The organism is Variovorax sp. P4_D9 (assembly GCF_056401695.1).
The window spans coordinates 1-2,084 of record NZ_JBFUIU010001203.1; the positions used below are offsets into that span (position 1 = coordinate 1).

A 2,084-nucleotide genomic window follows, 5' to 3' on the forward strand; every position below is an offset into this window, starting at 1 on the left:
GTTCTCGAGCCCGAGGTTGAGGATGCTCAGCTTCTCGCGGAACAGCTCGCGCAGCTTGCGCGTCAGCGAGAAGCCGAAGCTGCGGCGCGCACCGCGCTTCCACGCCAGCGCCATGTTCTCCTCGATCGTGAGCGCTTCGCAGGTGCCGGCCATTGGGTCCTGGAAGACGCGCGCGACCAGGTCCGAGCGCTGCCATGCCGAGCGGCGGGTGACGTCGCTGTCGTCGATTTGGATGCTGCCGCGGTCGACCGCGAGGTCGCCGCTCACTGCGTTCAGGAAGGTCGACTTGCCGGCTCCGTTGGAGCCAATCACGGTGACGAACTGTCCTGTGGGGATGTTCAGGTCCAGCCCGCGCAGCACCCGGTTCTCGATCGGGGTGCCGGGGTTGAAAGTGATTTCCAGACCTTTGGCGCGCAACATTACTTGGCCTCCTTCACGACGTGCGTCGGATTGGCGCGCACGCCGGGCCATAGGCCAGCCAGCTTGCGCTTGTAGGTGGGAACGAGCAGCGCGAACGCGACCAGCACGGCGGTCACCAGGTTCAGGTCCTGGGCCTTCAGGCCGATGAAGTCGCTGTTGAGCGCCAGCGCGATGAAGAAGCGGTAGAGCACGGCCCCGAGAACGCAAGCCAGCGTCGTGACGACCAGGCTGCGCGCCGGCAGGATGGTCTCGCCGATGATCACGGCGGCCAGGCCGACCACGATCGTGCCGATGCCCATCGAGATGTCGGCGCCGCCCTGGCTCTGCACGAACAAGGCCCCGGCCAGCGCGACCAGCCCGTTGGACAACGCAAGGCCCCACACCGTCAGCCGGTCGGTCGAGATGCCCTGCGAACGTGCCATGCGCGGATTGCCACCTGTGGCGCGCATGGCCAGGCCGACTTCCGACGCAAAGAACAGGTCGATCAGAACCTTGGCGGCGACCACGATCGCGAGCAGCACCAGCGGCTTGAGGACGTAGTCCGGCAGACCGCCGAATTCGAGCAGGCTGAATACCGTGGGCTCGTCGATCAGCGCAATGTTGGGCTTGCCCATGACGCGCAGGTTGACCGAATAGAGCGCRATCATCACCAGGATGCTGGCGAGCAGCTGCATGATGCGCAGCCGCACGTTGAGCCACGCGGTGAGATAGCCCGACAGCGCGCCGGCGACGATGGCCGCCGCAGTGGCGGCAAACGGGTTCCAGCCCGCGACAATCAGCGCCGCGGCAACAGCACCGCCGAGCGGGAAGCTGCCGTCGACCGTCAGGTCGGGGAAATTGATGATGCGGAACGAGAGAAAGACGCCCAGCGCGACCAGTCCGAATATCAGACCGATTTCGATGGCACCCAGTGAAGCAATGAGCGACATGTTGGCGATGCCCGTTTACTTGACCACCACTTGCGCGGACTTGACGAGCTCGTCCGACAGCGTCACGCCCTGCTTCAGCGCAGCGCCCGGATTGACGTGCAGTTCGAAGGWGTTACTGGTCTGCGAGGCGATCGTGCCCGCCGCCTGGCCCTGGAGGATGCGCACCACGATCTTGCCGGTCTGGTGACCGATGTCGTAGTAGTTCAGGCCCAGCGCCGCGACGGCGCCGCGCTTGACCGCGTCGGTGTCCGCCGCGACCACAGGGATCTTCGCCTGCTGGGCCACCTTGACGATGCCCTCGAATGCCGACATCACGTTGTTGTCGGTGGGCGCGTAGATGACATCGACCTTGCCGACCAGGCTCTGCGCCGCACTCGCAACGTCGACGGTGCGCGCCGCGGCGCCTTCCACCAGCGTCATGCCCGCGACCGGCACGGCCTTCTTCAGCGCCTCGATGATCGCCACCGAATTGGCCTCGCCCGGGCTGTAGATCACGCCGACGCGCTTCGCGTTGGGAACGACCCGCTTGATCAGTTCGAGGTGCTTGTCCAGCGGAGAGAGATCGGACACGCCCGTAACGTTGGTGCCCGAAGCCTCCCAGCCCTTGACCAGCTTGGCCGCGACTGGGTCGGTGACCGCGCTGTAGACAATCGGGATGTCCTTGCTCGCCGCGACCACGGCCTGCGCCGAGGGCGTCGCGATCGCGACGATCACGTCGGGCCGCTCGCCGACGTA

General features: G+C 66.0%; 3 protein-coding genes. All 3 read right to left on the reverse strand.

Annotation, left to right across the window (positions count from 1 at the left end):
• The coding region (locus tag AC1DY5_RS52990; RefSeq protein WP_478122243.1) for an ATP-binding cassette domain-containing protein at positions 1-420 on the reverse strand (420 nt) is incomplete at its 3' end.
• Positions 420-1,349 carry an ABC transporter permease gene (locus AC1DY5_RS52995; protein ID WP_478122244.1) on the reverse strand — a complete coding sequence of 310 codons (930 nt, stop codon included), beginning with the start codon at positions 1,347-1,349 and terminating at the stop codon, positions 420-422. The genes AC1DY5_RS52990 and AC1DY5_RS52995, both read right to left, overlap by 1 nt.
• A gap of 15 nt (positions 1,350-1,364) precedes the next feature.
• A partial coding sequence (locus AC1DY5_RS53000; protein WP_478122245.1) for an ABC transporter substrate-binding protein occupies positions 1,365-2,084 on the reverse strand: 720 nt, incomplete at its 5' end.